The organism is Mycobacterium sp. (genome assembly GCF_032162605.1).
Lineage (GTDB): Bacteria > Actinomycetota > Actinomycetes > Mycobacteriales > Mycobacteriaceae > Mycobacterium.
The window spans coordinates 1-23,814 of sequence record NZ_JAVROT010000093.1 but is presented as its reverse complement, the minus strand read 5'-3'; the positions used below and the strand labels follow the sequence as shown (position 1 = coordinate 23,814).

Annotated in this window: 20 protein-coding genes and 1 rRNA gene; 17 read left to right on the top strand and 4 right to left on the bottom strand. The window is 67.6% G+C overall.

Going from position 1 to position 23,814, the window contains the following annotated elements:
- The first annotated feature begins 31 nt into the window (after positions 1-31).
- From pheS to QOI01_RS05600, 11 genes are all read left to right on the top strand, one after another.
- Positions 32-1,081, top strand: coding sequence for a phenylalanine--tRNA ligase subunit alpha (gene pheS / locus QOI01_RS05650; protein WP_526379201.1), 1,050 nt, complete (start codon positions 32-34; stop codon positions 1,079-1,081).
- Positions 1,081-3,582, top strand: coding sequence for a phenylalanine--tRNA ligase subunit beta (gene pheT / locus QOI01_RS05645; protein WP_526379200.1), 2,502 nt, complete (start codon positions 1,081-1,083; stop codon positions 3,580-3,582). Before pheS ends, pheT begins: the two co-directional genes overlap by 1 nt.
- A 25-nt stretch (positions 3,583-3,607) precedes the next feature.
- Positions 3,608-4,657: an N-acetyl-gamma-glutamyl-phosphate reductase gene (argC, locus tag QOI01_RS05640; protein ID WP_526379199.1), complete on the top strand. Its 1,050-nt coding sequence runs from the start codon at positions 3,608-3,610 to the stop codon at positions 4,655-4,657.
- 80 nt (positions 4,658-4,737) lie between these two features.
- Positions 4,738-5,907 (top strand): bifunctional glutamate N-acetyltransferase/amino-acid acetyltransferase ArgJ, encoded by a 1,170-nt coding sequence (argJ, locus tag QOI01_RS05635; RefSeq protein ID WP_526379198.1) that lies wholly within the window; start codon positions 4,738-4,740, stop codon positions 5,905-5,907.
- A 29-nt stretch (positions 5,908-5,936) separates the two neighbouring features.
- Positions 5,937-6,809, top strand: coding sequence for an acetylglutamate kinase (argB, locus tag QOI01_RS05630; RefSeq protein ID WP_526379213.1), 873 nt, complete (start codon positions 5,937-5,939; stop codon positions 6,807-6,809).
- Between the two features lie 38 nt (positions 6,810-6,847).
- Positions 6,848-7,996: an acetylornithine transaminase gene (locus tag QOI01_RS05625; protein ID WP_526379212.1), complete on the top strand. Its 1,149-nt coding sequence runs from the start codon at positions 6,848-6,850 to the stop codon at positions 7,994-7,996.
- Positions 7,993-8,919, top strand: a complete 927-nt coding sequence (gene argF, locus QOI01_RS05620) for an ornithine carbamoyltransferase (RefSeq protein ID WP_526379197.1) — start codon at positions 7,993-7,995, stop codon at positions 8,917-8,919. The genes QOI01_RS05625 and argF overlap by 4 nt, the downstream gene beginning before the upstream one ends.
- Positions 8,920-9,032: 113 nt before the next feature.
- Entirely contained in the window at positions 9,033-9,509 is a 477-nt protein-coding gene (locus QOI01_RS05615) for an arginine repressor (protein ID WP_526379196.1), read from the top strand.
- A gap of 28 nt (positions 9,510-9,537) precedes the next feature.
- Positions 9,538-10,740, top strand: coding sequence for an argininosuccinate synthase (locus QOI01_RS05610; protein ID WP_526379195.1), 1,203 nt, complete (start codon positions 9,538-9,540; stop codon positions 10,738-10,740).
- A 100-nt stretch (positions 10,741-10,840) separates the two neighbouring features.
- Complete coding sequence (gene argH, locus QOI01_RS05605; RefSeq protein ID WP_526379194.1) at positions 10,841-12,253, top strand: argininosuccinate lyase; 1,413 nt, start codon at positions 10,841-10,843, stop codon at positions 12,251-12,253.
- A gap of 188 nt (positions 12,254-12,441) precedes the next feature.
- Positions 12,442-13,605, top strand: coding sequence for a DUF2252 domain-containing protein (locus QOI01_RS05600; RefSeq protein WP_526379193.1), 1,164 nt, complete (start codon positions 12,442-12,444; stop codon positions 13,603-13,605).
- Here the strand turns inward: QOI01_RS05600 and QOI01_RS05595 are convergent.
- Positions 13,602-15,350 (bottom strand): ABC-F family ATP-binding cassette domain-containing protein, encoded by a 1,749-nt coding sequence (locus tag QOI01_RS05595; protein ID WP_526379192.1) that lies wholly within the window; start codon positions 15,348-15,350, stop codon positions 13,602-13,604. The genes QOI01_RS05600 and QOI01_RS05595 overlap by 4 nt on opposite strands.
- A 105-nt stretch (positions 15,351-15,455) precedes the next feature.
- Between QOI01_RS05595 and QOI01_RS05590 the strand changes: the two genes are divergently transcribed.
- From QOI01_RS05590 to QOI01_RS05580, 3 genes are all read left to right on the top strand, one after another.
- A complete protein-coding gene (locus tag QOI01_RS05590) occupies positions 15,456-18,428 on the top strand; it encodes an AMP-binding protein (RefSeq protein WP_526379211.1) in 2,973 nt (990 codons plus the stop codon).
- Between the two features lie 118 nt (positions 18,429-18,546).
- Positions 18,547-18,993 (top strand): hypothetical protein, encoded by a 447-nt coding sequence (locus QOI01_RS05585; protein ID WP_526379191.1) that lies wholly within the window; start codon positions 18,547-18,549, stop codon positions 18,991-18,993.
- 4 nt (positions 18,994-18,997) lie between these two features.
- The gene (locus QOI01_RS05580) at positions 18,998-19,204 is read left to right on the top strand and encodes a Trm112 family protein (protein WP_526379190.1); all 207 of its coding nucleotides are present in this window, start codon (positions 18,998-19,000) and stop codon (positions 19,202-19,204) included.
- On the opposite strand, the gene QOI01_RS05575 is transcribed toward QOI01_RS05580, so the two are convergent.
- Genes QOI01_RS05575 through QOI01_RS05565 form a run of 3 tightly spaced genes read right to left on the bottom strand, consistent with a single transcriptional unit; the run spans position 19,201 to position 21,322 of the window.
- Complete coding sequence (locus QOI01_RS05575) at positions 19,201-19,809, bottom strand: TetR/AcrR family transcriptional regulator (protein ID WP_526379189.1); 609 nt, start codon at positions 19,807-19,809, stop codon at positions 19,201-19,203. The two genes, QOI01_RS05580 and QOI01_RS05575, sit on opposite strands and share 4 nt — an antisense overlap.
- Positions 19,806-20,624, bottom strand: a complete 819-nt coding sequence (locus tag QOI01_RS05570; RefSeq protein WP_526379188.1) for an ABC transporter permease — start codon at positions 20,622-20,624, stop codon at positions 19,806-19,808. Before QOI01_RS05570 ends, QOI01_RS05575 begins: the two co-directional genes overlap by 4 nt.
- On the bottom strand, positions 20,558-21,322 hold the full coding sequence (locus tag QOI01_RS05565; RefSeq protein WP_526379187.1) for an ABC transporter ATP-binding protein: 765 nt from the start codon (positions 21,320-21,322) through the stop codon (positions 20,558-20,560). Before QOI01_RS05565 ends, QOI01_RS05570 begins: the two co-directional genes overlap by 67 nt.
- 59 nt (positions 21,323-21,381) lie before the next feature.
- Between QOI01_RS05565 and QOI01_RS05560 the strand changes: the two genes are divergently transcribed.
- From QOI01_RS05560 to QOI01_RS05550, 3 genes are all read left to right on the top strand, one after another.
- Positions 21,382-21,990, top strand: a complete 609-nt coding sequence (locus QOI01_RS05560) for a DNA-3-methyladenine glycosylase (RefSeq protein ID WP_526379186.1) — start codon at positions 21,382-21,384, stop codon at positions 21,988-21,990.
- A gap of 24 nt (positions 21,991-22,014) precedes the next feature.
- Positions 22,015-23,292, top strand: a complete 1,278-nt coding sequence (gene tyrS, locus QOI01_RS05555; protein WP_526379210.1) for a tyrosine--tRNA ligase — start codon at positions 22,015-22,017, stop codon at positions 23,290-23,292.
- A 400-nt stretch (positions 23,293-23,692) separates the two neighbouring features.
- Positions 23,693-23,814, top strand: a 16S ribosomal RNA gene (locus tag QOI01_RS05550); the annotation flags it as partial.

Genomic DNA, 23,814 nt, shown 5'->3' with positions numbered 1-23,814 from the left:
GTCACACTCCGCCCGTCGCTATGATCGCCGGGTGGTTGATCAGCCGGACTCGTCGGGACTGTCGCAGGAAGCGCTGACCACTGCGGTCAGCGCGGCCCGTCATGCCTTCGAGCAGGCCGGCGACCTCGACGCTCTGGCCCGCGCCAAGACCGAGCACCTCGGCGACCGGTCGCCCATCGCCTTGGCCCGGCAGGCGCTCGGCGCTCTCGCCAAGGCAGACCGCGCCGATGCCGGCCGCCGCGTCAACGAGGCCCGCACGGCCGTGCAGGTCGCGTTCGACGCCAGAATCGAGATCCTGCGCACCGAACGCGATGCTGCCGCCCTCGTTGCGGAGCGCATTGACGTGACGTTGCCGTCGACCCGCGAGCCGATCGGGGCCCGGCATCCCATCACCATCCTCGCCGATCACGTCGCCGACGTGTTCGTCGCGATGGGTTGGGAACTGGCCGAAGGCCCCGAGGTCGAGACCGAGCAGTTCAACTTCGACGCGCTGAACTTCCCGCCCGATCACCCGGCCCGCAGCGAACAGGACACGTTCCAGGTCGGCCCGGACGGATCGAGGCTGGTTCTGCGTACCCACACCTCGCCGGTGCAGATCCGCGCGCTGCTGGAACGCGAGCTGCCGGTGTACATCGTGTCGATCGGCCGCACCTTCCGCACCGACGAACTCGACGCCACCCATACGCCGGTCTTCAATCAAGTGGAGGGCCTGGCGGTGGACCGCGGACTGACGATGGCGAACCTGCGCGGCACGCTGGACGCCTTCGCCCGCGCCGAGTTCGGGCCGCAAGGGCGTACCCGACTGCGTCCGCACTTCTTTCCGTTCACCGAGCCGTCGGCCGAGGTCGACGTCTGGTTCGAGAACAAGAAGGGCGGCCCCGGCTGGGTGGAATGGGGTGGCTGCGGGATGGTCAATCCGAACGTGCTCCGCGCTTGCGGTATCGACCCGGACGAGTATTCCGGTTTCGCCTTCGGCATGGGCTTGGAGCGAACTCTGCAGTTCCGCAATGGGATTCCCGATATGCGCGACATGGTCGAGGGCGACGTGCGGTTCTCCCTGCCATTCGGGGTGGGCGCCTGATGCGCATTCCCTACAGCTGGCTGCGCGAGGTCGTGCAGGCCGGCGCCCCGGGCTGGGACGTCTCACCCGAGGAGCTCGAACGGGCCCTGATCGGCATCGGCCACGAGGTCGAGAGGATCATTCCCGTCGGCCCGGTGTCTGGGCCGCTCACCATCGGCCGGGTCGTCGTGATCGAGGAGCTCACCGAGTTCAAGAAGCCGATCCGCGCCTGCAAGGTCGATCTCGGTGAGGAGGAACCGCGTGACATCGTCTGCGGTGCAACCAATTTCGCCGTGGATGACTTGGTCGTGGTTGCGCTGCCTGGTACTGTGTTGCCAAACACTGAGCCGACCGGTGGTATCACCATCGCCAAGCGCAAGACGTACGGTCGCACGTCCGACGGCATGATCTGCTCGGCGTCCGAGTTGAACCTGGGCTCCGAGCATTCCGGAATTCTGGTGTTACCCCCTGGCACCGCCGCGCCGGGCGATCCCGCGGCTGACGTCCTCGGCCTCGCCGACGTCGTGTTCGACCTCGCCATCACGCCCGACCGCGGTTACTGCCTTTCCGTCCGCGGGATGGCCAGGGAGATCGCATGCGCCTACGATCTCGACTTCGTCGATCCGGCCGACGTCGAGCCGCTGCCCGCCACGGGCGATGCTTGGCCGCTGACGGTCCAACCCGGTACCGGCGTACAACGATTCGGGCTCCGTCCCGTCTCCGGCATCGACCCGACCGCGGTGTCTCCGTGGTGGCTGCGACGACGGCTGATGTTGAGCGGGATCCGTGCCATCTCGCCCGCCGTCGACGTGACGAACTACGTCATGCTCGAGATCGGCCACCCGATGCACGCCCACGACCGCAGCCTCATCACGGGCGGTTTCGACGTGCGTTTCGCGAAGCAGGGGGAGGTGGTTGTCACCCTCGACGACGTCGACCGTCGGCTCGATCCCGGTGACGTGCTGATCGTCGACGACGTCGCGACCGCTGCCATCGGCGGTGTGATGGGCGCGGGCACCACCGAGGTACGGGACAGCACCACCGACGTATTGCTCGAGGCCGCGGTGTGGGACCCGGCGGCCGTATCGCGCACCCAGCGCAGGCTGCATCTCGTCAGCGAAGCGGGCCGGCGTTACGAGCGCACCGTCGACCCGGCGATCTCCGTTGCAGCACTTGATCGTTGCGCCACCCTGCTGGCAGACGTCGCCAACGGAACCGTCGAGCCGACGCTCACCGATTGGCGTGGTGACCCACCGCGCGACGACTGGTCGCCGGCGCCGGTCGGCATGCCCGAGGACCTGCCGGATCGGATGGCAGGTGTGCGCTACGAGGACGGCGCGACGGTGCGACGACTGACCCAGATCGGCGGTCGGGTCACCGTCTGCGACGGTCAAGTCACGGTCGTGCCGCCGAGTTGGCGGGCCGATCTCAAGCTGCCCGCCGACCTGGTCGAAGAGGTGCTGCGGCTCGAAGGTCTCGAGAAGATCCCTTCCGTCCTGCCGCCTGCGCCCGCCGGGCGCGGACTGACCCCCGCTCAGCAGCGTCGGCGGGCGATCGGAAGATCGTTGGCGCTCAACGGTTTCGTGGAAGTCCTGCCGACGCCGTTCCTGCCCGCGGGAATCTTCGACGCATGGGGACTGCCCGACGACGATTACCGGCGCGCCACCATGATGTTGCTCAACCCGCTGGAGGCCGATCGTCCCCAGCTCGCGACGACACTTCTGCCGGGCCTGCTGGAGGCGTTGGTCCGCAACGTCTCCCGCGGCGCCCTGGACATCGCGTTGTTCGGCGTCGAGCAGGTGGTGCTGGCCACCGCGCAGACCAAGACCGTCGAGCCGCTCCCCGTCGACCGTCGTCCCACCGATGCCGAGATCGCGACCATCGACGCGGCGCTGCCCCGGCAGCCATTGCACGTCGGCGCCGTCCTCACCGGCATGCGCGAACCGGCAGGCCCATGGGGGCCGGGGCGTCCGGTCGACGCAGTAGACGCGTTCGAGGCGGTGCGCGTCATCGGCAGGGCCTGCGGAGTCGAGTTCGATTTCCGGGCCACGCAGCAGCTGCCGTGGCATCCGGGGCGCTGTGCGGAGATCGTCCTCGACGGGGAGGTGATCGGTCATGCGGGCCAGTTGCATCCCGCGGTCATCGAGCGCACGGGCCTACCGAAGGGCGTCTGTGCCGTGGAACTCGACCTCAGCGCCGTCCCCGTGATCGAACGCCTGCCCGCGCCCACGGTGTCCCCGTTTCCCGCGGTGTTCCAGGACGTCAGCCTCATCGTCTCCGTTGATGTCGCCGCCCAGGTCGTCGTCGACGCGGTGCGCGACGGGGCAGGCGAGCTGCTTGAGGACGTCAGGGTGTTCGACGTGTACGCCGGTCCGCAGGTCGGCGAGGGGAACAAGTCCCTGGCACTGGCCCTGCGGTTCCGCGCGCCCGACCGAACGTTGACCGAGGACGAGGCGAGCGCGGCACGCGACGCGGCGGTCGCCGTGGCCGTCGAACGCGTCGGCGCCGTACAACGCCGATAATGAATTTGCACCTGTCTGCATAACCATGCAGAATCGCTGCATGATCTCAGTAGCGGTGGCGGGTGCCAGCGGCTACGCGGGCGGCGAGATCCTGCGCCTGCTGCTCGGTCACCCCGCCCTTGCGGACGGTCGCCTGACCATCGGGGCGTTGACGGCCGCGGCCAGCGCGGGAACCGGCCTCACCGAGCACCACCCGCACCTGTTGCCATTGGCCGACCGGGTTCTCGAGTCGACCGACGTCGACGTGCTGGCCGGTCACGACATGGTGTTCCTGGCTCTGCCGCACGGGTACTCCGCCGCGCTGGCCGAACAACTCGGATCCGACACCCTGATCGTGGACTGTGGCGCCGACTTCCGGCTCACCGACCCCGCGGCGTGGGAGCGGTTCTACGGCTCGGCCCACGCGGGCAGCTGGCCCTACGGCCTACCCGAGCTGCCCGGCGGGCGGGAGGCGCTGCGGGTCACCAAGCGCGTCGCCGTTCCCGGCTGCTATCCGACGGCCGCCCTTCTCGCCCTGCTGCCCGCACTGGCCGAGGACCTGGTCGAGCCTGCCGTGACGGTAGTCGCGGTGAGCGGCACGTCCGGGGCGGGCCGCGCCGCGAAGGTCGACCTCCTCGGCTCCGAGGTGATCGGGTCGGCGAGGGCGTACAACGTCGCCGGGGCGCACCGGCACACACCCGAGATCGCGCAGGGTCTGCGCACGGTCACCGACAAGGACGTCACGGTCTCCTTCACGCCCGTGCTCATCCCTACGTCGCGCGGCATCCTTGCCACGTGCACGGCGCGAACCGATGCACCGCTGTCGGAGATCCGGGCTGCGTACGAAAAGATGTACGGGGGTGAGCCGTTCGTTCATCTGCTGCCGGAGGGACGCCTGCCGACCACCGGATCGGTGATCGGCAGCAACGCCGCCCAAGTCGCCGTCGCCGTCGATGCGGACGCCGGCGTGCTGGTGGCGCTGTGTGCGATCGACAACCTGGTCAAGGGAACTGGAGGGGCAGCCGTGCAGTCGATGAACCTGGCACTGGGATGGCCGGAGACGGAAGGACTTTCGATCGTGGGTGTGGCACCTTGACCGGCGCTGGGGGTCCCCCCGCTTGCGGGGGAGAGCGAAGCGACCGGGGAGGCGACGGCAGCCTCGTACGCAACCAGGGCGTGACCGCTCCTTCGGGCTTCCGGGCGACCGGCATCTCGGCGGGCATCAAGGTCTCCGGCAAACCGGACCTGGCGTTGGTCTTCAACGAGGGCCCGGACTACGGTGCGGCCGCGGTGTTCACCCGAAACAAGGTCAAGGCCGCCCCGGTGCTGTGGACGCAGCAGGTCATGACGACCAAGCGTCTGCGCGCCGTCATCCTCAACTCCGGTGGGGCGAATGCCTGCACGGGACCGCTGGGCTTCCAGGACACCCACGCGACCGCCGAGGCCGTCGCGAACGCCCTGTCCGACTGGGGAACCGAGACCGGGGCCATCGAAGTCGCCGTCTGCTCCACCGGACTGATCGGTGACCGGCTGCCCATGGACAAGGTCCTCGGCGGCGTCAAGGACATCGTGCACGAGATGGCAGGCGGCCTGACCGGTGGGGCCGAGGCGGCCAGGGCCATCATGACCACCGACACCGTTCCGAAACAGGTTGCGCTGCACCACGAGGGCAGCTGGATGGTCGGCGGCATGGCGAAGGGGGCGGGCATGATGGCACCATCGCTGGCCACCATGCTGTGCGTCATCACCACCGATGCGGTGGCAGACGCCGACGCGCTAGACCGCGCGCTGCGCAACGCCGCTGCCCACACCTTCGACCGGCTCGACATCGACGGCAGCTGTTCGACCAACGACACCGTGCTGCTCCTCGCCTCCGGCGCCAGCGAGATCGCGCCCAGTCAAGCCGAACTCGACGCCGCCGTTCTCGCCGTTTGCGACGACCTGTGCGCGCAGCTGCAGGCGGACGCGGAGGGCGTCACCAAGCGCGTCGCCGTAACCGTCGACGGCGCCGCCAGCGAGGAGGACGCTCTCGTCGCTGCGCGTGTCATCGCCCGCGACAGCCTGGTCAAGACGGCCATCTTCGGTTCCGACCCGAACTGGGGCCGGGTTCTCGCCGCAGTCGGGATGGCGCCGGTCGCCATGGACCCGGGCCGGATCAGCGTGTCCTTCAACGGTTATCCGGTGTGCGTGGACGGCGCCGGCGCGCCCGGCGCGCGAGAGGTGGATCTGTCTGGCGCCGAGATCTCCGTCGTCGTCGGCCTCGGCGTCGGCACCGGCGCGGCGACCATTCGCACCACGGATCTCTCCCACGCCTACGTCGAAGAGAACTCGGCCTACTCCTCGTGACGACCGATGAGCGCTCGTGCGAAGAGCATGTGACCGCGGACGTCGAGACGAAGGCGGCGGTGCTGGCCGAGGCCCTACCGTGGCTCAAGCAGCTGCACGGCAAGATCGTCGTCGTCAAGTATGGCGGAAACGCAATGACCGACGACGTCCTCAAAGCCGCGTTCGCCGCCGACATGGTGTTCCTGCGCAACTGCGGCATCCACCCCGTCGTCGTCCACGGTGGGGGCCCGCAGATCAGCGCCATGCTCAAACGGCTCGGCATCGAGGGCGACTTCAAGGGCGGGTTTCGGGTCACCACACCGGAGGTGCTCGAAGTCGCCCGGATGGTTCTGTTCGGTCAGGTCGGCCGCGAGCTCGTCGGTCTGATCAACGGTCACGGGCCGTATGCCGTCGGCATCACCGGTGAGGACGCGCACCTGTTCACCGCGGTGCGGCGCAGCGTGACCGTCGGTGGCGTGCCCACCGACATCGGGCTCGTTGGCGACGTCGAGAAGGTCGATACCAGGGCGGTGTTGGATCTCATTGCCGCAGGCCGTATTCCGGTGGTCTCGACCATCGCGCCGGACGCTGCCGGCGTGGTGCACAACATCAACGCGGACACCGCGGCCGCCGCCCTGGCCGAGGCGCTCAACGCCGAGAAACTACTGATGCTCACCGACGTCGAAGGCCTCTACACCAGCTGGCCGGACCGCACGTCGCTGGTCAGCGAGATCGACGTGGCGACCCTGACGGGCCTACTCCCGTCGCTCGAATCGGGGATGGTGCCCAAGATCGAGGCCTGCCTGCGCGCAGTCGCCGGTGGCGTGCCGAGCGCGCACGTCATCGATGGTCGCGTCGAGCACTGCGTGCTGGCCGAATTGTTCACCAATGAGGGATCTGGAACGAAGGTGGTGATGAAGTGACCAAAACCCAAGATCTGCAAGAGCGTTGGCAAGCCGTGATGATGGACAACTACGGAACGCCGCCGGTCGCGTTGGTCAGCGGCGACGGCGCGGTCGTCACCGACGCCGACGGCAAGTCCTATGTGGACCTGCTCGGCGGCATCGCGGTCAACGTGCTCGGACACCGTCACCCCGCCGTCATCGAGGCAGTAATGACTCAGCTGAACACGCTCGGCCATACGTCGAACTTCTACGCCACCGAGCCGGGTATCGCGTTGGCCGAGGCGTTGATCGCCCACCTCGGTGGGGATACCAAGGCCCGGGTGTTCTTCTGCAACTCGGGCACCGAGGCCAACGAGGTCGCCTTCAAGATCAGCCGGCTCACCGGACGCACCGAACTCGTCGCCGCCGAAGGGGCGTTCCACGGTCGCACCATGGGTTCGTTGTCGCTCACGGGCCAGCCCGCCAAGCAGGCGCCGTTCGAACCGTTGCCCGGCAACGTCACCCACGTCCCCTACGGCGACGCCGCCGCACTCGCCGCAGCCGTGACGGACCGGACCGCGGCGGTCTTCCTCGAGCCGATCATGGGGGAGGGCGGCGTCGTCACACCGCCACCGGGCTATCTCGTCGCGGCCCGCGAGATCACCGCCGAACACGGTGCGCTCCTGGTACTCGACGAGGTGCAGACCGGCGTCGGCCGGACGGGAACCTTCTTCGCCCACCAGCACGACGGCATCACCCCCGACCTGATCACCCTCGCGAAGGGGCTGGGAGGTGGGCTGCCGATCGGCGCCTGCCTGGCGATCGGCGACACTGCTGAACTGCTGACTCCCGGCCTGCACGGCAGCACCTTCGGTGGCAATCCGGTGTGCACCGCCGCCGCACTCGCGGTCCTCAAGACGCTGGCCGACGACGACCTCATCAGCCGCGCCGACGTGCTGGGCAAGACGATCAGCCACGGCATCGAGGCGATCGGCCACCCACTCGTCGACCACGTCAGGGGTCGCGGACTGCTGCGCGGCATCGTCTTGACCGCACCGCAGGGCAAGGCGGTCGAGGTCGCTGCGCGTGAGGCGGGATTCCTGGTCAACGCCGCGGTGCCGGACGTCGTCCGGTTGGCTCCGCCACTGATCGTGACCGAGGCACAGATCGAGGCGTTCCTCACCGCACTGCCAGCCATCCTCGACACGGCAGGGAAGACATCGTGACCGTCAGGAACTTCCTGCGCGACGACGACCTGTCGCCGAGCGAGCAGGCCGAAGTGCTCGCTCTCGCAGCTGAACTCAAGAAGGCGCCATTCAGTGCGCGCCCGCTGGAGGGACCCCGCGGCGTCGCCGTCATCTTCGAGAAGAACTCCACTCGGACGCGATTCTCGTTCGAAGTAGGAATCGCGCAACTCGGCGGTCATGCCGTGGTCGTGGACGGGCGCAGCACACAACTCGGCCGCGAGGAGACCCTCGAGGACACCGGGCAGGTCCTGTCGCGCTACGTCGACGCCATCGTCTGGCGGACCTTCGCGCAGGAACGTCTGACCGCCATGGCCTCTGGTTCGACGGTGCCGGTCGTCAACGCGCTGTCCGACGAGTTCCATCCATGTCAGGTACTCGCGGACCTGCAGACGCTTGCCGAACGCAAGGGCGCCCTTGCGGGGTTGCGGATGACCTACTTCGGTGACGGCGCCAACAACATGGCCCACTCGCTGATGCTGGGCGGCGTCACCGCGGGCATCCACGTCACGATCGCCGCGCCAACGGGTTTCGAGCCCGCCAGACAGTTCGTGGTGGCCGCGGAGCGTCGGGCCGCCGAGACGGGGGCATCGGTCACCGTGACCGCCGACCCGAGGGCGGCGGCGGACGGCGTCGACGTCATCGTCACCGACACCTGGACGTCGATGGGCCAGGAGAACGACGGGCTCGACCGGGTTCGTCCCTTCCGCCCCTTCCAGGTGAACGACGAGCTGATGAAGCTGTCAGATCCCGACGCCGTCGTCCTGCACTGCCTTCCGGCACACCGCGGACACGAGATCACCGACGACGTCATCGACGGACCGCAGAGTGCGGTCTGGGACGAGGCCGAGAACCGTCTGCACGCGCAGAAGGCGCTGCTGGTGTGGCTGCTGGAACGGTCGTGACCCGGGGAATGACGGGCCAGCGAGAAGCGAAGCGGGATCGCGCATGACTTTCCAGCGAGAAGTGAAGCGGGATCGCGCATGACTTTCCAGCGAGAAGCGAAGCGGGATCGCGCATGACAACAGCGACGAGAGCCGGACGGCAGGCGCGCATCGTGACGCTGCTGTCGTCCAACCCGGTGCGTAGCCAGGGCGAACTGGCCTCCATGCTGGCCGCCGAGGGCATCGACGTCACCCAGGCCACGTTGTCACGCGATCTCGAGGAGCTCGGTGCAGTGAAGCTGCGGGGCGCCGACGGTGGCACCGGCGTCTACATCGTCCCGGAGGACGGCAGCCCGGTGCGTGGCGTTTCGGGGGGCACCGACCGGATGTCCAAGCTGCTCGGTGACCTTCTGGTGTCCACCGATGCCAGCGGCAACCTCGCGGTCCTTCGCACCCCGCCAGGGGCGGCCCACTACCTCGCCAGCGCGATCGACCGCTCAGCCCTGCCCTTCGTCGTCGGCACCATCGCCGGTGATGACACGATCCTGGTGGTGGCCCGCGAACCCATGACCGGTGCCGAGCTGGCCAGCACCCTCGAAGACTTGCAGTAGCCCGAACACTAAAGAGGAGATCGATTCAATGTCCGAACGCGTCATCCTGGCGTACTCCGGCGGTCTGGACACCTCCGTGGCGATCAGCTGGATCGGCAAGGAGACCGGCCGCGAGGTCGTGGCGGTGGCCATCGACCTGGGCCAGGGCGGTGAAGACATGGAGGTCGTGCGGCAGCGCGCCCTGGACTGCGGCGCCGTCGAAGCGGTCGTCGTCGACGCGCGCGACGAGTTCGCCGAGGAGTATTGCCTGCCGACCATCAAGAGCAATGCGCTCTACATGGACCGTTACCCGCTGGTGTCCGCGATCAGCCGCCCCCTGATCGTCAAGCATCTGGTGGAGGCAGCGCGCGAACATGGCGGCGGCATCGTCGCCCACGGGTGCACCGGCAAGGGCAACGACCAGGTGCGCTTCGAGGTCGGGTTCGCCTCGCTGGCACCCGATCTCGAGGTGCTGGCGCCGGTCCGAGACTATGCACGGACCCGGGAGAAGGCGATCGCGTTCGCCGAGGAGAACGCCATCCCGATCAACGTCACCAAGCGCTCACCGTTCTCCGTCGACCAGAACGTGTGGGGACGCGCGGTGGAAACCGGTTTCCTGGAACATCTTTGGAACGCTCCCACCAAGGACGTCTACGACTACACCGAGGACCCCACGGTCAACTGGAGCTCACCCGACGAGGTCATCGTGGGCTTCGCCAACGGCGCGCCGGTCTCCATCGACGGCAGGCCCGTCACGGTGCTGGAGGCCATCGTGGAGCTCAACCGCCGCGCGGGCGCACAGGGCGTGGGTCGTCTCGACGTCGTCGAGGACAGGCTGGTCGGCATCAAGAGCCGCGAGATCTACGAGGCCCCCGGTGCCATGGTGTTGATCACCGCCCACACCGAGCTCGAGCACGTCACGCTGGAACGCGAACTGGCCAGGTTCAAGCGGACCACCGATCAGCGCTGGGGCGAGCTGGTGTACGACGGGCTGTGGTACTCGCCCCTGAAGCGCGCTCTCGAGACGTTCGTCGCGGACACCCAGGAGCACGTGACGGGGGAGATCCGACTGGTGCTGCACGGCGGGCACATCGCCGTCAACGGCAGACGCAGCCCCGAATCGCTGTACGACTTCAACCTCGCCACCTACGACGAGGGCGACACGTTCGACCAGTCGAGCGCCAAGGGCTTCGTGCACGTGCACGGTTTGTCGTCGAAGATCGCCGCCCAGCGGGACCTGTCCGGCCGATGAGCGCTCCCCACATCCCGCCACCCTTCTTCCCGCGAGCAGACGCAAATTGCCCCTCGAATCGGCGTGTCGCGACACCTTTACGTCTGCTCGCGAGGAAGAAATGAGTACCAACGAAGGCTCGCTGTGGGGCGGCCGGTTCGCCAATGGCCCGTCAGACGCCCTCGCCGCGCTGAGCAAGTCGACCCACTTCGACTGGGTCCTGGCGCCGTACGACGTGAGGGCATCCAAGGCGCACACCCTGGTTCTCTTTCGGGCCGGCCTGCTGAACGAAGCTCAACGCGACGGGTTGCTCACCGGCTTGGACGCCCTTGGCGACGACGTCGTCGACGGCAGCTTCCTGCCGCTGCTGTCGGACGAGGACGTGCACGGGGCTCTGGAGCGCGGCCTGATCGACCGGGCCGGCGAAGATCTCGGCGGGCGTCTGCGAGCGGGCCGCTCGCGCAACGATCAGGTGGCCACACTGTTCCGGATGTGGCTGCGCGACGCCATGCGGGTCATCGGCAACGGAGTGCTCGACGTCGTCGGTGCGCTGGCGACGCAGGCCGCGTCCCATCCCACGGAGATCATGCCGGGCAAGACGCATCTGCAGTCGGCGCAGCCGGTCCTGTTGGCGCACCACCTCCTCGCCCATGCCCACCCGCTACTCCGCGACGTAGACAGGATCATCGACTTCGACGACCGCGCCGCGATATCGCCGTACGGATCGGGGGCGCTCGCAGGGTCCTCGCTGGGCCTGGACCCCGACGCCATTGCCGAGGATCTCGGATTCACCGCCGCCGCCGACAACTCCATCGACGCAACGGCTTCCCGCGACTTCGCCGCAGAGGCGGCCTTCGTGCTGGCGATGATCGCTGTCGATCTGTCGCGACTGGCCGAGGACATCATCCTCTGGAGCACAACCGAATTCGGCTACGTCAAGCTGCACGACTCCTGGTCGACGGGCAGCTCGATCATGCCGCAGAAGAAGAATCCCGACATCGCCGAACTGGCCCGTGGAAAGTCGGGCCGCCTGATCGGCAACCTCGCCGGGCTGTTGGCCACCCTGAAGGCACAACCGCTGGCGTACAACCGCGATCTGCAGGAGGACAAGGAGCCGGTCTTCGACTCGGTGGGTCAGCTGGAGATGCTGCTGCCCGCAATGGCCGGGCTCGTCAGCACGCTGACCTTCGACGCCGACCGGATGGCCGAGCTTGCTCCATTGGGCTACACGCTGGCCACCGACGTCGCCGAATGGCTTGTCCGGCAGGGATTGCCGTTCCGCGTCGCGCACGAGGCCGCGGGGGCCGCGGTGCGGGCCGCCGAGGCGCGCGGCGTCGGGCTCGAAGAGCTCGCCGACGACGAGTTAGCGGCCATTCACCCCGGGCTGACCGCCGAGGTCCGCGAAGTGCTCACCGTCGCGGGTTCGGTGAACTCACGCGACGCCCGCGGTGGCACTGCGCCGATTCAGGTGGCCAAGCAGCTCGGTGTCGTACGCGACACCGCGGACGAGCTCAGGATTCGCCTGCGCGGATAGTCTTGTTCGATGTCGCCCCTCTCGAGTCTCAGCACCGATACCGGAGACGGTCGTGCGGCCAGGAAGGTGGTGCCGCGGCGCAGCCTTGCCGTCTGGGATCCCAACGTCCGCGGGCACGACGCGCGGCGACGATCCTGGCGCAGAACGCCCTCCGCGCCGAAGACCTGTTGCCCATCCGGCACGGTCGGATGGCCGCATCCCCGTGGGCGTACTTCCGCGGCGCCGCTGCGGTGATGGCGGCAGATCTCGCCTCGACGCCGAACACCGGCATCACCGTCCAACTATGTGGCGACGCGCACGTTCTCAACTTCGGTCTGTGGAACACGCCCGAGCGCAATGTGTCCTTCGACCTGCGTGACTTCGACGAGACACTGCCCGGCCCGTTCGAATGGGACGTCAAGCGCCTGGCCGCATCCCTGGTCGTCCTGGCGCGGGCACACGGGTTATCGGAATCCATTGGCCGACAGTCGGTCTCCACGGCGTATCGCGGCTACTCGAACCGCATGCACGGGTACGCGCCTATGCCCGAGATCGACATCTGGTACGACAAGATCGTCGTCGACGACCTGCTGAAGTACCTGGCGCCTTATGACGCCGACGAAGTCGGCAGTCAGCTCGAATCTCAGCTGCGAAAGCGCACCAGCCGTGGGGCGTCGCGGAAGTTGACGACCATCGTCGACGGCCGCCGCAGGATCGTCGAGGACCCGCCGTTTCGCACCCACGCCTTCAGCGAAGCCGATGCCGATCCGGACGAGATCTTCCTGGCCTACCGTGACTCGCTACCGGATCACGTCTGGAGCCTGTTGAGGCGATTCGACCTCGCCGACACGGTCCGTCAGGTCGTTGGGGTGGGCAGTGTTGGGATGCGGGTCTACCTCGCGTTGCTCGAGGAACGGCGCACACAAGACCCGTTCTTCCTGCAGATCAAAAGGGGCCCGTCGGTCTACGAACAGTTCACCGAGCCCAGCGAGTACACCCACCACGGTCAGCGCGTGATCAACGGCCAGAGGTTGATTCAGAGCTCCACCGACATGTTCGTCGGCTGGACGACCATCGAGGGCAGTGACTTCTACGTCCGGCAGTTCCGCGACGGCAAGGTGATCCCGAAGGGCGAGACCATCGCCGACCGGTTGCCCGACTTCGCCGGGTTGTGTGGTCAGGTGCTCGCGAGGGCGCATGCCCGCAGCGGTGACGCCGCCGCGATTGCGGACTATCTGGGCACCGGTACCCGGGTGGGGACGGCGCTCATCGACTTCGCCTCGGCATATGCCGGCCAGAATGAGCGCGACCATCGCCAACTGGCCGCCGCGGTCGAGGACGGGTCCGTTCCGTCGGCCATCGGCTGGCGCTAGTCCTCCGCCAGAGCCAGCCACTCGTCCTCGAGTGCCTGCTGGCGGGCATGCAGCTCGCGCAGTTCGGAGTTCAGCTCGGCCAGCCGCACGTGGTCGGCGGCGGCGTCGGCCATGGTGTGGTGCAGCTTCGCGATCTGATCGTCGAGCTTGCGGAGTTGACTCTCGATGCGGGACAACTGCTTTCCCGCCCTGCGCTCGCGCGCCGACGCCGTCTCGTTGCGATCGTTCGGACGCGTCGCCGACGTCCCGTTGGCGGTGGGCCGCTCGGCCAGGTACTGCTCGATCCCGCCGGGAAGGAGCACGCACCGGCCGCCGCCAGGTAGCGCGTACGTCACGTCGCTGACCCGTTCGAGGAAGTAGCGATCGTGGGTAACGACGATCAGCGTTCCTGGCCAGCCGTCCAGGTAGTCCTCGATGACGTTCAGGGTGTCGATGTCGAGGTCGTTGGTCGGCTCGTCGAGCAGTAGCACGTTGGGTTCGTCGAGCAGCAGCCGCAGGAACTGGAACCGGCGTCGCTCACCGCCGGACAGTTCCGAGATTCGCGTCGTCAGCTTGTCGCCCGTGAACCCGAAGTCCTCGAGCAGGGTGGCCGTACTGACCTCCTTGCCGCCCGCGAGCTCGGTGATCCGCTTGGCGCTCTCGACGGCGTCGAGGACGCGTTCGTTGCCGTCGATCTCGACCAGCGCCTGGCGGAGATAGCCGATTCTGAGCGTCTTACCGCGCTTGACGGTGCCCGACGTCGGTGGCAGCTCGCCGGTCAGCAGCTTCAGCACCGACGTCTTCCCGGTCCCGTTGACACCGACCAGCCCGATGCGCACGCCCGGCCCGATAGACCAGTCCAGCTTGTCGAGGATCAGCTTCTCGCCCGCCTCGAGTGACACGCGGTGAAGGTCGAACACGTCCTTGCCCAAGCGGGCCGTCGCAAAGCGTTGCAGGGCCAGCGAATCCCTTGGCTCCGGTTCTCCTGCGATCAGGTCGTTCGCGGCCTGGATGCGGAACTTCGGCTTCGACGTCCGCGCGGGCGGTCCTCGCCGCAACCACGCCAGCTCCTTGCGCATCAGGTTGCGGCGGCGGGCCTCGGTGCCCGCGGCCACCCGCATGCGTTCGGCGCGGGCCAGCACGTACGCCGCGTAACCACCCTCGTAGGCGTCGACTGCGCCGCCGTGCACCTCCCAGATGCGCGTGCACACCGCGTCCAGGAACCACCGGTCGTGGCTGACCACCAGGAGCGTCTTGGAACGCTGCTGCGAGAGGTGGCCCGCCAGCCACCCGATGACCTCGACGTCGAGATGGTTGGTCGGTTCGTCGAGCACCAGGACGTCATGGCCCGCGAGTAGCACCGCGGCCAGCGCCACGCGGCGTCGCTCACCGCCACTGAGGTTGCTCACCTCGCGGTCGAGCGCCACCTCGGTCAGCAGATTCTCCACCACCGACCGGGTCTCCGCCTCGGCCGCCCAGATGTGGTCCGCGCGACCGTCGACGATCACGTCCCGCACCGTCGCCTCTGGCTTGAAGTCGTCGGACTGATGCAGGTAGCCGACCGACAGCCCCGACGTATGGGTCACGCGGCCGGAATCGGGCGGTCGGGCCGCCGTCAGGATCTGCAACAGAGTGGTCTTGCCGTCGCCGTTGCGGCCGACGACACCGATCGCCTCGCCCTCGTCGACGCCGAGGCTCACGCCGTCGAGCAGGGTGCGCGTGCCGTAACCGACGGTCGCGCGTTCGAGGTTGATCAGGTTCGCCATCAGGCGCCGATCATAGGGGCTGATCACGGTGGAGCTCGAATGGCGCTGTGCCATGATGGCGTCGGATCGGGGGATTCACTCGTCGCGCGAAAGGGGAGCATCGTGGTGGACCTTTCGGCGATCACCGGCTCAGTGGCGCGGTTGGTGGCGACCGCGCAGAATGGCCTGGAGGTACTGCGCTACGGCGGCCTCGAGACCGGTGCCGTGCCGTCGCCGTTCCAGATCGTCGAGAGCGTGCCGATGTACCGGCTGCGGCGGTACTTCCCGCCCGACACCAGGCCAGGCGCGAGGCCGGCAGGCCCGCCGGTGTTGATGGTGCACCCGATGATGATGTCGGCCGACATGTGGGACGTCACCCGCAACGACGGCGCGGTCGGCATCCTTCACGAGGCGGGCATCGACCCGTGGGTCATCGACTTCGGCTCGCCCGACCAGGTCGAGGGTGGCATGCAGCGCAACCTCGCCGACCACGTCGTCGCGCTGAGCGAGGCGATCGACACGGTGAAGAAGGTCACCGGCCGAGACGTCCACCTCGCCGGCTACTCGCAGGGCGGCATGTTCGCCTACCAGACGGCCGCCTACCGGCGGTCCAAGGACCTGGCGAGCATCATCGGGTTCGGTTCGCCCGTCGACACTCTCGCCGCGCTCCCGATGAACCTGCCCGCAGGCCTCGCCGTCGGAGCCGCCGACTTCATGGCCGACCACGTCTTCAGCCGCATCGACATCCCCGGCTGGCTGGCCCGCACCGGATTCCAGATGCTCGACCCCATCAAGACCGCGCAGTCACGCCTGACCTTCGTGCGCCAGTTGCACGACCGCGACGCCCTGCTCCCGCGTGAGCAGCAGCGCCGGTTCCTGGCCTCCGACGGCTGGATCGCCTGGTCGGGACCGGCCATTGCGGAGCTCCTCAAGCAGTTCATCGCCCACAACCGCATGATGAGCGGCGGGTTCGCCATCCGTGGTGACCTTGTCACGCTCAGCGACATCGATTGCCCGGTGCTCGCGGTGGTTGGCGAGGTCGACGACATCGGCCAGCCCGCTTCCGTGCGTGGCATCAAACGCGCGTCACCTCAGGCGGATGTCTACGAATACCTGATTCGCACAGGGCATTTCGGGCTCGTCGTCGGGTCCAAGGCGGCGACGCAGACGTGGCCGACGGTCGCTTCGTGGGTGAAGTGGATCGCCGGCGAAGGAGAGATGCCCGCCGACGTCGCGCTGATGGCTCTGCAGCCCGCGCAGCACAACGAGACCGGCGTGCCGCTGGCCTCCCGCCTCGCACACGGCGCGGGTGCCGCCGCGGAGATGACCTTCAGCGTGGCCCGCTCTGCCGCCGGGGCGTTCGTGGCGGCCAACAAGTCGGCCCGCGCGCTGGTGGTCGAGACCGCCAGGACGCTGCCGCGCTTGGCGCGCCTGGGTCAGATCAATGACCACACGCGCATCTCACTCGGTCGCATCATGAGCGAGCAGGCACGCGCGACTCCCGATGGCGAATTCCTCCTGTTCGACGGTCGTGTGCACACCTACGAGGCGGTGGACCGCCGCATCAACAACGTGGTCCGCGGCCTCATCGACGTCGGTGTGCGCCAGGGCGCGCGGGTGGGCGTGCTCATGGAGACCAGGCCGAGTGCACTCGTCGCGATCGCGGCACTGTCGCGTCTCGGCGCGGTCGCCGTGCTGATGCCGCCCGACGCCGACCTGACCGAGGCCGCTCGGCTCGGCTCGGTGTCCGACGTGATCGCGGACCCGGTGAGCCTCGAGGCGGCTCACGAGCTTCCGTTGCGGGTGCTTGTCCTCGGTGGCGGTGAAGCCCGCGATCTGGACCTGGCCGGCGACTCCGACGTCGTCGACATGGAGAAGATCGACCCCGACGTCGTTGCGCTGCCCGGCTGGTACCGGCCCAATCCTGGGTTCGCCAAGGACCTGGCGTACGTCGCCTTCGCGACCGTCGGAGGCGAGCTCGTCGCCCGTCAGATCACGAACTTCCGGTGGGCGCTGTCGGCCTTCGGCACCGCATCCGCGGCCAATCTCGGCACCGGTGACACCGTCTACTGCCTGACGCCGCTTCATCACCAGTCCGGCCTGCTCGTCAGCCTTGGCGGTGCCGTCGTGGGCGGCACCCGCATCGCCCTGTCGCGGGGCCTGCGCCCAGACCGCTTCGCACACGAGCTGCGGCAGTACGGCGTCACCGTGGTGTCCTACACCTGGGCGATGCTGCGCGAGGTCATCGACGACCCGGCGTTCGCACTCAAGGGCAACCACCCCGTGCGGCTCTTCATCGGTTCCGGTATGCCGACCGGTCTCTGGAAGCGCGTCGAGGAGGAGTTCGCCCCTGCGCACGTCGTCGAGTTCTTCGCGACGACGGACGGCCAGGCCGTGCTCGCCAACGTCTCCGGCGCCAAGATCGGCAGTGAGGGAAGGCCTCTCCCCGGCAGCGGTCAGATCGCGCTCGCGGCCTACGACCTGGACGACGACCTCATTCTCGAGGACGACCGTGGATTCGTCGCACTGGCGGGTGCCAACGAGGTCGGTGTCCTTTTGGCGCATCCACGTGGCCCCGTCGATCCGACGGCTTCGGTCAAGCGCGGGGTCTTCGCTCCCGCCGACCTCTGGGTGTCGACGGAGTACCTGTTCCGCCGTGACGAGGACGGCGACTACTGGCTCGTCGACAATCGCGGCTCGGTCATCCGCACGGAACGCGGGCCCGTGTTCAGCGCAGCGGTCAACGACGCCGTCAGTCGGGTCGGAGCAGTCGATCTCGCGGTGACCTACCGCGTCGCCGTCGACGGTCACGACCTCGCCGTCTCGGCCCTGACCCTGAGTCCGGGTGGCAGTGTGCCGACCGCCGACCTCAACGAGGCACTGGCCGTCCTCCCCGTCGGCGCGCCACCGGACGTCGTCCACGTCGTGCCCGAGATGAAGCTCAGCGCCACCTATCGACCGCTGCTCGCGCCGCTGCGCGCGGCGGGGATCCCGAAGCCATCCCGTCATGCCTGGTATCTCGACCACGACACCGGCGTCTACAAACGATTCACCGCCGCGGTTCGCGCCGAACTCACCGGGACGGACCCGGACGAGTGACCAAAGTGAAGCGAGTGACGGGCTGCCGTGACCGCGACGCTTTGTTAGGCTTCGGCTGGCTGTACGTGGCCACCGGGTCGGGCCGGGAATTCAATACATGCTCGACGATGGAGGATTGATGTCTGTACGGATCGGTAAGAAGGTCGGCTGGCGTCGTACGTTCACCGGTGCCGCCGCCGCTAGCGCGCTGGCGGCCGGCGTGCTGATCGGGGCGGGCACCGCGCATGCGGACGTGCTCGACGACATCCACTCCGAGTACGACACGGGCTCTGGCGGTGGCCAGGTCTCCAACCTCATCCACGTCGCCATGCAGCTCCGGGCTGCGGGGTTCGTGCCCTCCAAGGGCGACATGGCCGACCTCGAAGCCGCGATGAACAAGCGCCCCAACCAGGTGCCGCTGATCGACGCCCTGCAGTCGACGGTCTCCTACCAGAAGCGCAGTCAGTCGCGGGCCGCTCCCCAGCAACCCACGACCGTGGGCACCGGGATCACCCCCTACAACCCGGGCGTGGTACCCGATCCCAACGGCGCCCCCGGCATCAACATCCCGATCCCGGTCGGCTAGGGCGGTGCTCGATCAACGTCTGCGAGATCTGTTGGTGTGCCCTGAGGATCGTGGGCCGCTCCTTCTGATCGGCGACGAGTTCCTCTACAACCCCAGGCTGCGACGTGCGTACCGGATCGAGGGCGGCGTGCCCGTACTCCTGATCTCCGAGGCGGTCACGATCACCGACGACGCCGAGCATCAGGGCCTGGTGGACCGGGCCGAGCCCTAGAGGCCGGGCAGGTCGCCGGTCAGGTAGCGCTGCAGATTCGGCGCAATGGTCTCGGCCACCTGTTGAACGGGCAGTGACTTGAACGGCTCCAGTTCAAGGATGTAACGCGCCATGACGATTCCGACCAGTTGCGACGCAACGAACTGAACGCGAATCCGGCCCGACCCCGCAGGCTCGTCCACGCGCGAGCCGACCTCGACGGAGATCACGTCCTGCAGGAACGACCGGATCAGGCTGACGTCGCTTCCGGCCAGCAGCGAGCGCAGGGTGGCGATGAACCCCGACCCGATCTCGGAGTCCCACAACGGCAGGAGCAGCGACGGCAGCACCAGCCCGAGTTGGTCGATCGGCACTTCGCGCAGCGGTCCGATGACCTGCATGGGGTCGATGGGAATGTGGACTGCGGCGGCGAACAGCTGTTCCTTGCTACCGAAGTAGTGGTGGACGAGTGCGGGGTCGACCTCGGCGGCGGCCGCGATCGAGCGGATCGACGTGTTCCCGATACCGTTGCGGGCGAACAGTTCCCGCGCGCGGGTGAGGATGCGTTCGCGGGTGTCGGACGTGCCGGCCGGTCTTCCCGGGCGCTTGCGGCCGGTACTGCTCACGGCGTCCTGCGCCGTAGCGTCGCCGCGGCCATGCACAGCGCGACCACCGCGAACGCGATGACGATGGCGATGTCCCTGGCCGCCGTAGCGGTAAGGTCCGGATGCGCGCCGACCTCGCGAAGGGCCTCGAGGGCGTAGCTCGCGGGCAGCGCATTGCTGATCCACTGCAGCCAGTCCGGTAGAGCGTCGCGCGGCACGATGATCCCGCACAGCAGGAGCTGCGGCGCGATCACCACTGGCATGAACTGGACGGCTTGAAACTCGGTGCGCGCGAACGCACTACACAGCAGCCCCAGTCCCACGCCGAGAACGGCGTTGATGATCGCGATGGCGAAGACCAGGCCGGGGCTGCCCGCCGTGTCGAGCCCGAGCAGCCAGAACGAGATCACACACGCCAGGATGGCCTGCGCGGCGGCCGCGATCGAGAACGCGGATCCGTAGGCTGCCAATAGATCCAGCCGACGCAGGGGAGTGGTCAGGATGCGCTCCAACGTCCCCGAGACGCGTTCACGCTGCATCGTGATCGACGTGATGAGGAACATCACGATGAGCGGGAAGACCCCAAGCATGATCAGGCAGGCGTTGTCGAACGGCGACGGGGTACCGGGGCGGTGCGGCACATCCTGGAACATGAAGTACATCAGCGTGATGATCAGGCTGGGCACGACGAGGATCATCGCGACGCTGCGATGATCGCCGGCCAACTGTCGCAGGATCCGGGCGGTGGTGGCCAGGTAGGCCTGCGGGCTCAGCCGGGCGCGGGTGCGGTGTTGTGCCGAATGACGGACAGAAACGCTTCCTCCAGTGACTGACATCCCGTGTCCTCTCGCAATTTGGTGGGCGTGGTGTGGGCGAGCAGACGGCCCTCCCGCAGCAGAAGGAGATCGCCACAGTGGTCGGCTTCATCCATGACGTGGCTCGACACCAGCAACGTCGTGCCTTGCCGTGCCAGTTGGTGGAACTGCTCCCAGAGGTCGACCCGCAGGACGGGGTCGAGTCCGACGGTGGGTTCGTCGAGCACCAGCAGTTCCGGGTGGGCCACCAGTGCGCAGGCCAGTGACACTCTGGTGCGCTGTCCGCCGGAGAGGTTGCCGCACAGTGCGGTTCGATGGTCGTCGAGGCCGACGCCTGTGACGGCCTCGTCGGCCGCCTTCGCGCCGGATCCGTACAGCGACCCGAAGTAGCGGACGTTGTCGATCACGCGGAGGTCCTGATAGATGGTGGCGTCCTGCGTCACGTAGCCGACGCGGTGTCGCAGGTCGGCGGAACCCGCGGGGCGCCCCAGCACCGTCACGGTCCCAGAGGCGATGACCTGCGTTCCGACGATGCTGCGGATCAAGGTCGTCTTACCGCAGCCGGATGGTCCGAGGACGCCGGTGATGGTGCCCGGCGAAATGCGCATCGTGACGTCGTCCAGGGCGGTCCGCTTCCCCCGGACGACGGTCAGATGCGCGACCGAGACGGCGGGCGCCGAGCCGTCTCGCATTAATTCATCATGTGATGAACTCATCATGTGATGAATATTCCTCCCCGCTGGTGGAGGAGTCAACAGTGGCGGGCAGAATCGCTTGAATGACTGCTGACGTGCTGGCGACCGATCCGGTATCGGCGGCCCGCCGGTTGATCGGTGCGGTACTGACCGGCCGCGGGGTCGACGCGCTGATCGTCGAGGTCGAGGCCTACGGAGGGCCGGCGGACGGCCCGTGGCCCGACGCGGCAGCCCATTCGTTCCGCGGCCGTGGCGGGCGCAACGCCATCATGTTCGGCGCGCCGGGAACGCTGTACGCCTATAGGAGCCATGGCATTCACGTCTGTGCGAACGTCGTCTGCGACGACGACGGCGTGGCCGCAGCCGTTCTACTCCGCGCCGCAGTGGTGAGGGCCGGCTCGGGCGTCGCCCATGGCCGTCGCGGCCCCGTCGCCTCGGAAGCGTTGGCCCGAGGACCGGGAAATCTCTGCTCGGCGTTGGGAATCACCATGGACGACAATGGGATTGACCTCTTCGATGGCCGGAGCCCGGTTGGGCTGGTCCTAGGTGCGCCCCGCGCCGTTCTCAGCGGCCCACGCGTGGGAGTGAGCAAGGCCGCCGACCGGCCGTGGCGGTTCTGGCTTCCGCAATCTCCGGAGGTGTCGTCCTACCGCCGCAGTCCTCGGGCACCCGCGCCTGGAGATAGCGACTGATACGGGAGGATCAACACCGTGACTGTGCAGGGCACCGAAATCCTCGACGAACTCGACTGGCGCGGTTTGATCGCGCAGTCCACCGACCGCGACGCGCTGGCGGCCGCGGCAGCCGCCGGTCCGCTCACGCTCTACGCGGGCTTCGATCCGACGGCGCCGAGCCTGCACGCGGGACATCTGATTCCGCTGCTCACCCTGCAGCGCTTCCAGCGGGCCGGCCACCGGCCGATCGTTCTCGCAGGTGGGGCCACTGGCATGATCGGCGATCCCAGGGATAGCGCCGAACGCACGCTGAACACCGCCGACACCGTCGCCGAGTGGTCCGACCGCATTCGCGGGCAGTTGGAACGGTTCGTCGCCTTCGACGGGTCCGCCACCGGCGCGATCGTCGAGAACAATCTGTCCTGGACGTCGCAGCTCTCGGCGATCGAGTTCCTGCGCGACCTGGGCAAGCACTTCTCGGTAAACGTGATGCTCGATCGCGACACCATCCGACGGCGACTCGACGGCGACGGCATCTCCTACACGGAGTTCAGCTACATGCTCCTGCAGGCCAACGACTACGTGGAGCTTCATCAGAAGCACGGCTGCTCGCTGCAGATCGGCGGCTCCGACCAGTGGGGCAACATCATCGCCGGCGTGCGGCTGGTCCGGCAGAAGCTTGGCGCCACCGCTCATGCGCTGACGGTGCCGCTGGTGACCTCGGCCGACGGCAAGAAGTTCGGCAAGTCGACCGGCGGCGGCAACGTGTGGCTCGACCCCGAGCTGACGACGCCCTACGCCTGGTACCAGTACTTCTTCAACACCGCAGACGCCGACGTCGTCCGGTATCTGCGCTGGTTTACCTTCTTGCCGGCCGACGAGCTCGCCGACCTCGAGTTGGCGACGACCGAGCGGCCACACGAGCGCGCTGCACAACGACGACTGGCCCAGGAGCTCACCACTCTGGTCCATGGGCAGGGCGCGACGGACTCGGTCGAACTAGCCAGCCAGGCGTTGTTCGGGCACGGTGAGTTGGCGGGTCTGGACGAACCGACCCTGGCCGCCGCGCTGCAAGAGACGTCGGTGGCCCAGCTCAGGCCGGCCCTGCCGGACGGAATAGGCGATCTGTTGGTGGCCACCGGTCTGTCGAAGAGCAAGGGCGAGGCCAGACGCACGTTGTCCGAGGGCGGGGTGTACGTCAACAACGTCCGGGTGGAGAGCGACGACTGGGCGCCCGACGACACGGACTTCCTCCACGGCAAGTGGCTCGTCCTGCGGCGAGGGAAGCGCAATGTAGCAGGCGTTGAGCGGACGCTCTAGGTCTGAACTTCTGTCGGACACGCCGTCTACCTGGGGATTTGACTCCCAGTTTCCACTGACGTAACTTATCTCAGGTCGCCGCGACACGGTCTTCGGACCGGGGAGCGCGGCCGAATCCCAGAGGGAAACTCGCACTTCGGTGAGGGTCCTTATCTACCCGCAGTACAACTCAGCGGTTTTCGCCGCAGGGTTCGTGCGCGGTCAGAGCGGGTGTGTTGTTTGAGAACTCAATAGTGTGTTTGGTGGTTTTTGTTTGTTGTTTTTGGCCATCCTCGTGGGGGACTCCTCGTCTTCCTTTGGTGGGGGTGGTTTTGTTTTATTTTGCCAGTTTTGACTGGTTGCTTGGTCAGATTGTTCTGATTCGAATTCTGTCTGTGCCCTTTGGGGTGTGGGTTGTTTTTGTTTGGAGAGTTTGATTCTGGCTCAGGACGAACGCTGGCGGCGTGCTTAACACATGCAAGTCGAACGGTAAGGCCTTTCGGGGTACACGAGTGGCGAACGGGTGAGTAACACGTGGGTGAT